Below are 6,030 nucleotides of genomic sequence, written 5' to 3'. Positions count from 1 at the left end.
GGTGAGCAGGAAGCGGAAGAACATGGCTGGCTCCTCGGAAGTTGAGAAGCCCTCAGCCTCGGCCACCCTGCCCGCTATGTCTGGCCGAAACCCGCGCTGTGCAGGTTTCGGCGCTGCTTTTGACGAAACGCCGAGGCGTTTTTAGGAATCGGCCAGCGCTTTCCGGCGGAATTCGGTGGGCGTCAGGCCGGTATCGGCCTTGAAGGCGCGGTTGAAGGGCCCGATGGAGCCAAAGCCCACGTCCAGCGCAATCGTCAGCACCGGCAGGCCGCGCTCGCCGGGGTCGGCCAGGCGGCGCTTGGCCTCAAGCAGGCGCAGACCGTTGACGAAGGCATTGAAGTTGCGGTGGCCCAGGCCCTGGTTGATGACGCGGCGCAGCCGGTACTCCGGCGTGCCGAGCTGCTCGGCCAGGCTGGCCAGGCTCAAACCCTCCTGTGCGTAGCCGCGGCCCTCGCCCATCAGCATGGCCAGCGCGGCGGCTAACGCCCGGTCCTGCGGGTCCTCGGCCGGCAGCGCGGGAGGTGGCGGCGGCGCGACGTCTTCGTCCCACAGGCCCGACACGCGCGGCCGCAACAGTTGCCAGGCGACGAGGCTGGTCAGCGTCAGCATCATGGCCACGTCGCCAAGCGCGGCGGCGCCGCTCAACGTGCCGTTCGGTGAGCCGATACGCAGGGCCACCATGACGACGGCGTAGCTTGCGCCGCCGCCGACGACGAGGCCGCGCAGGCGCCGGCGCTTTTCGACGAGGTCCGCCCGCCATGGCCCCACCACGGCGGCCAGGCCCAGTGCCGCGAAAGCGATGGGCAAGGCCCGCAACAGCACGAAGGCGGGCCACCAACCCCACCACAGGCAGATCGTCGCGCCGAACAGCGCGACGGCGGCCCACAGCACGCCATGCCAGGCGCGCAGGCGAAAGCCGTCCTCGAAGACGGCGCGCGCGAACAGCCAGAACAGCACGGCAGAGCCGAGCGAGATGCCGATGCCGGGCGCCTGGACGGCGCAGCGCAGCTCGTGTTCGACCCAGGGCGAGGCAGAAATGGCCTGCACGGCAGAGGACAGCGACAGCGCAATGCCCGTGCGCACGAGATCGGCGTGCCGTGCATGCCGCCAATGCGGCAGCAGCACCAGCACCACGAGGATCAGCACGGCAACCAGCGCGCCGCGCAACCCTGCGTCAATGAGTGCCATGCAGCAGTTGGGACACCGCGAAGGCCACGCCCAGGCCCACGCCCAGCCACGCGACCTGGGCAAAGGTCTCGCGCCAGGCCAGGCGCTGCTGCAGCTGGGGCAGCAGGTCGGCCACCGAGATGTAGATGAAGCTGCTGGACGCCAGCACCAGCAGATAGGGCAGCACACCCTCGAAGCCGCCGATCAGGAAGTAGCCCAGCACGCCGCCGACGACCGCCGCCATGCCCGAGATCGCGTTGAACAGCAGCGCCTTGCCGCGGCTGAAGCCGGCGTTGAGCAGCACGATGTAGTCGCCCACCTCCTGCGGGATCTCGTGGGCGACGATGGCCAGCGCCGTGGCGAAGCCCAGCCGCGTGTCGGCCAGGAAGGCGGCCGCGATGATGGCGCCGTCACAGAAATTGTGGATGCTGTCGCCCACCAGCACGGTCAGGCCGCCGCGCCCGGCCTGCTCGGCGTCGAAGTGGTGGTGGTGATGGTGGCCATCGCCCTCGTGATGGTGGACGTGGCGGTAAAGCTCCACCTTCTCCAGCAGCCAGAAGAACAGCAGGCCGCCCAGCAGCACGGCGAACAGCACCTGCGGTTTGGCTGTGTGGCTCTCGAAGGCCTCGGGCAGCACGTTCAACAGCGACGTGCCCAGCAGGATGCCGGCCGACAGGCTGACGAGGCTCTTGACGAGGCGGGTCAGCACGCCGACGGTCAGGCTCGCGGCAACGAGCACCGACAGCAGCCCGCCCGCGAAGGTGGCGAGCACGATGTAGAGAAGGGTCATGGAATCAGGCAAAAGCAACGGGCCACAGCCATGGACTGCGGCCCGAGGGCGGTCAGCGTAGCAGACGGGTCAAGCCACGCCACATTTCTTGAACCAGGCCAGCGCTCGCGCCCAGGCGTCGTCGGYCGCGGCCTTGCGGTAGCTGGGGCGGTAGTCGGCACAGAAGCCATGCGGCGTGTCGGGGTAGACGACGAACTCGCATTTCGTGTTGCCCGCCGCCTTGAGCGCGGCTTCGAGCTGGGTCAGCGTCTCGACCGGGATGCCGCCATCGGCCGCGCCGTACAGCGCCAGCACCGGCGCCTTGATGCTCGCGGCGCGCTCGACGACAGTCTTGTCGCCAGCGTTGTAGTTGCGTGCCACCGGGCCGTACCAGGCGGCTGCAGCCGTCAGCCTGGGGTTGTGGGCCGCATAGGACCAGGTCGTGCGCCCACCCCAGCAAAAGCCGGTGATGGCCAGCTTGGCGGGATCACCGCCGTTCGCCGCCGCCCAGGCGACCGTGGCGTCCAGGTCGCCGTTGACCTGGGCGTCGGCCGCCTTGGCGACGACCTCGCTGACCAGCTTGGGAATGTCGGTGTAGGCGCCGGCATCGCCGTGGCGTGCGAACAACTCGGGCGCGATGGCCAGGTAGCCCTGCTTGGCCAGCCGCCGGCAGACGTCCGCGATGTGCTCGTGCACGCCGAAGATCTCGCAGGCCACCAGCACGACCGGCAGGTTCTTCTTGCCCGCCGGCGCGGCGCGATAGGCCGGCATCTGGAAATCGCCCACGGGGATGCTGACCGGACCCGCCTCCAGGCCCGCCGTGTCGGTGGAGATCGTCTGGGCCGTCACCGGCAGCACGGCGGCCGCGAAGCCGCTACCCACCGTCGTCTGCACAAAGCTGCGGCGGCTGAAGTCGCGGGACGGCGCGAGGCTGTCGATCTCGTCTTTCAAGGTGGGGGCTCCAGGGTGAGATACGAAGGGAGCGCCAAATTTTGCCCCGACAATCCGCCGCCATGACGACGCGCCCTGATCCAGCCGGCCGAATCTGGGCCTCCATCGACATCGGCTCCAACAGCTTCCGCCTGGAGTTGGCCCGGTTGTCGGGCGAGCGCTACCAGCGCGTCAGCTACATCAAGGAGGCCGTGCGCCTGGGCGCCGGCCTGGACGCACAGGGCATGCTGACCGAAGAGGCCATGCAGCGCGGCCTGAATTGCCTGCAGGGCTTCGGCGAGCAGCTCGTCGGCATCGCGCCCGAACGCATCCGCGCCGTCGCGACGCAGACCCTGCGCGAGGCGCGCAACCGCAACGCCTTCCTGGCCCGCGCCCAGGCCGTGCTTGGCCATCCCATCGAGGTCATTGCCGGCCGCGAGGAAGCGCGGCTGATCTTTGCCGGCGTCGCCCGGCTGCAGCCCTCCGACAAGCCCCGCCTGGTCATCGACATCGGCGGCCGCTCCACCGAGATGATCCTGGGCCGCGGCCGCAAGCCGCTGCTGGCCGAGTCCTTCGGCGTTGGCAGCGTCGGGCTGTCGGTGCGCTTCTTCGCCGACGGCCGCTACACGGCCGAGGCCTTCCGCGCCGCCCAGGTGGCTGCCGGCGCCGAGCTGGAAGAAGCGCTGACGCTGTTCCGCCCCGAGCTCTGGCAGGAAGCCCTGGGTTCCTCGGGTACGGTTGGCGCGGTGTCGCAGATCCTGGCAGCCAGCGGCAAGACCGACGGCCGCATCACGCCGGACGCGCTGCGCTGGTGCATCGCCCAATGCCTGGCGGCCGGCTCGCAGGACAAGCTGCAACTGCCTGGGCTCAAGGACGACCGCCGTCCTGTCGTCGCCGGTGGCCTGTGCATCCTCTACACGCTGCTGAACCAGTTCGGCATCGAGGAGCTGCTGCCCACCAAGGGCGCGCTGCGCCAGGGCGTCATTTTCGATCTGGTAGAGCGCCTGCAGCCCAGCGGCGCGCGCGACCCGCGGGCGGACTCCGTCGCCGAGCTGCAGGAGCGCTTTGCCGTGGACATGGCGCAGGCCGAGCGTGTAGCCAGCCAGGCCGAGCTGTTCTACCACCAGCTCACGCTCAAGCCCGCGCCTGAGCTGCTGCGCGAGTTGAGCTGGGCCGCCGCCCTGCATGAAGTTGGCATGCTGGTCTCCCACCACGACCACCACCGCCACAGCGCCTATGTCATCGCCCATGTCGACGCGGCGGGCTTCTCAACCAACCAGTTGCAGCGGCTGGCGGGCCTGGCCMTGGGCCAGCGCGGTGGCCTGCGCAAGCTGGAAGCGCAGCTGAGCGATCCCAGCTTGCTGGACCAGCTCATTGCGCTGCGTCTGGCCGTCATCCTCTGCCATGCCCGCACGGAGGCACCAGGCAGCCCCGGACTGGCGCGCGACGGCAAGCGGCTCACGCTGCAACTGCCCAAGGGCGGGTCGGCCGGCCAAGCGCGCACGCGCTTCCTGCTGAAGGAAGAGGCCGAGACCTGGGCCCGCAGCGGGCTGCTCGAACTCGTCGTGGCGTGAGCTCGCGTCGCCGGCTGCTCGCCTGCCTCGCGGCGCTCTGCATGGCGCTGCCTGCCTGGGGCGACGACGCCGGCAAATCGACCGCGATCGAAATCGACTCGTCGGACGATCCCACCGAGAGCGTCGTCTGGCTGGCCTATGKCGTCGGTCTGGCCAACTGGGCCAGCCAGAGCGGTGCGCTGGCACAGGCACCGCTGGGCATCCTGGAACCCAGCTTCGAAGGTGAGATGACCGCGCGCCGGACGCTGCTCGTCATCTGGCGGGAGCTGCTGCAAAAGGCGCCCAAGTCCAACGCCTACATGGACGCGCTGATGCGCATCGACGCTGCCGGCTATCTGCCGGAGTACGTCTGGACCGTGCACTGGCGCGGCAGTTGGAAACAGCTCCCGGCCAAGCTGCGCATCGCCGAGTTCTATGCCTGGCAGCGCCAGGAACTGATGGGCCATGTGCCGCGCACGGGCTCGCGCGTGCGCGTCGTCCTCACTCCGCCAGCGGCACCAGCCTCTGCTGCCAGCCGCTGACAGCACGACTGAGCGAACATGCCGGCTCCACACCCGGAGACCGCCATGCTCAAGACCTATACCGGCAGCTGCCATTGCAAGGCCGTGCGCTTCGAAGTCGATCTCGACCTCGCCGCCGGCACCGGCCGCTGCAACTGTTCGATCTGCTTCAAGACGCGCAACTGGAGCGCCAGCGTCAAGCCCGACGCCTTCCGGCTGCTGGCCGGCGAGGACGCGCAGAGCGACTACCAGTTCGGCTCGAACAGCGTGCACAACCTGTTCTGCAAGACCTGCGGCGTGCGCTCCTATGGTCACGGCTACATCGAACAGGTCGGCGGCGCCTTCGTGTCGGTCAAGGTGAATTGCCTCGATGATGTGCCGGCCGAGGAGCTGGTCGCGGCGCCGGTGCAGTACTACGACGGGCTGCACAACAACTGGTGGAACAAGCCCGAAGAAGTTCGACACCTCTAAAGCGCATCGGGCCCCTGGACGGCGTGCAGCGTCACCTCGGGTTCGCCGTCGCGCTGGCGCCAGCGCAGCCACCACACGGCGCCCTTCTTGACGGCCCACTCCTGGTCCACGCCGGCCAGCAAATGGGCAGCCAATAGGCCCAGCGTCGGCTGGTGGCCGCAGATCAGCACCGGCTCAACCGACTTGGGCCAGCGCGAGGCCTCGATGAGGGCCGAGATCGGCGCATCGGGCGCGATGGACGGCAGGATGCGCACCTCGCGGCCCAGGGCCTCGGCCGTCTGCCGGCAGCGCAGTGCAGGGCTGACGAGCACGCGCGTCGTTGCGGCCAGGCGATGGTTGAGCCAGGCCGCCATGCGCCGGGCCTGGCGCTCGCCCTTGGGGGTCAGCGCGCGCTGCAGGTCATCCTGACCAGGGGCGATGACTTCGGCTTCGGCGTGGCGCCACAGGATCAGGTCCATGGCGGGTCTACCCTTCTGAATAGCGCCGCATCAAGGCCTGCTGGGCACTGACGCCGCTGTCACTGATGCGCGCCGAGCGGCCATCGGGACCAAGCTGCCAGGCGTCCATGGTGTCGTGCAGATAGGGCTGCAAAGCTTCATCGATGACACGCTGGCGCAGG

Annotated in this window: 7 protein-coding genes; 3 read left to right on the top strand and 4 right to left on the bottom strand. The window is 69.2% G+C overall.

Annotated elements, in window-relative coordinates:
- Window positions 1-141: 141 nt before the first annotated feature.
- The 3 genes from ACXJKR_RS21855 to ACXJKR_RS21845 form a co-directional block, all read right to left on the bottom strand.
- Complete coding sequence (locus ACXJKR_RS21855) at window positions 142-1,188, bottom strand: helix-turn-helix domain-containing protein (RefSeq protein ID WP_457324607.1); 1,047 nt, start codon at window positions 1,186-1,188, stop codon at window positions 142-144.
- Entirely contained in the window at window positions 1,175-1,957 is a 783-nt protein-coding gene (locus ACXJKR_RS21850; RefSeq protein ID WP_056198584.1) for a ZIP family metal transporter, read from the bottom strand. Before ACXJKR_RS21850 ends, ACXJKR_RS21855 begins: the two co-directional genes overlap by 14 nt.
- A gap of 69 nt (window positions 1,958-2,026) precedes the next feature.
- Window positions 2,027-2,887, bottom strand: a complete 861-nt coding sequence (locus tag ACXJKR_RS21845; RefSeq protein WP_457324606.1) for a dienelactone hydrolase family protein — start codon at window positions 2,885-2,887, stop codon at window positions 2,027-2,029.
- 62 nt (window positions 2,888-2,949) lie between these two features.
- On the opposite strand from ACXJKR_RS21845, the gene ACXJKR_RS21840 reads away from it, so the two are divergent.
- The 3 genes from ACXJKR_RS21840 to ACXJKR_RS21830 are packed head-to-tail and all read left to right on the top strand — an operon-like array spanning window position 2,950 to window position 5,411.
- Window positions 2,950-4,440, top strand: coding sequence for a Ppx/GppA phosphatase family protein (locus tag ACXJKR_RS21840; RefSeq protein WP_457324605.1), 1,491 nt, complete (start codon window positions 2,950-2,952; stop codon window positions 4,438-4,440).
- Window positions 4,437-4,961: a hypothetical protein gene (locus ACXJKR_RS21835; protein WP_457324604.1), complete on the top strand. Its 525-nt coding sequence runs from the start codon at window positions 4,437-4,439 to the stop codon at window positions 4,959-4,961. Before ACXJKR_RS21840 ends, ACXJKR_RS21835 begins: the two co-directional genes overlap by 4 nt.
- Window positions 4,962-5,006: 45 nt before the next feature.
- Window positions 5,007-5,411, top strand: a complete 405-nt coding sequence (locus ACXJKR_RS21830; RefSeq protein ID WP_056198595.1) for a GFA family protein — start codon at window positions 5,007-5,009, stop codon at window positions 5,409-5,411.
- Here ACXJKR_RS21830 and sixA read toward each other — a convergent pair.
- Window positions 5,408-5,869: a phosphohistidine phosphatase SixA gene (gene sixA / locus ACXJKR_RS21825; protein WP_056198599.1), complete on the bottom strand. Its 462-nt coding sequence runs from the start codon at window positions 5,867-5,869 to the stop codon at window positions 5,408-5,410. The two genes, ACXJKR_RS21830 and sixA, sit on opposite strands and share 4 nt — an antisense overlap.
- Window positions 5,870-6,030 lie beyond the last annotated feature (161 nt).

The organism is Roseateles sp. P5_E11, assembly GCF_054049355.1.
This window is presented reverse-complemented; position numbering and strand designations above follow the sequence as displayed.